Below are 289 nucleotides of genomic sequence, written 5' to 3' on the forward strand. Positions count from 1 at the left end.
CTGGTCGCCGGTATTGCCGAATGAAATTTCGAACGCGTTCTGCTTCGCGTCCGCGTGGCCGTTCACATGCAATTCATACGGCAAGGCGCGCGCGAAACGAATGCCGCTTTCCTGCGGATCGATTGAGCCGGGCGTCGCGGGCACGGTCGGTTTCGGCTGCGTCGCGCACTGGTTGTCGGCAATGGTCTTGTAGTTGCTCGTGTCGGGCAGCGGCGGAATGCGCGAGTCGGGCGTGCGGAAATCGAACGCTGTCGTCAGGTCGCCGCACACCGTGCGACGCCATGCGGTG

At 63.7% G+C, this 289-nt stretch carries 1 pseudogene; it reads right to left on the reverse strand.

Annotated elements, in window-relative coordinates:
- Nucleotides 1-289 (reverse strand): annotated as a pseudogene (locus tag SB822_RS56340) (phospholipase C, phosphocholine-specific); the annotation flags it as partial.

Source organism: Paraburkholderia sp. SIMBA_054 (assembly GCF_046534875.1).
GTDB classification, from domain to species: Bacteria; Pseudomonadota; Gammaproteobacteria; order Burkholderiales; family Burkholderiaceae; genus Paraburkholderia; species Paraburkholderia hospita.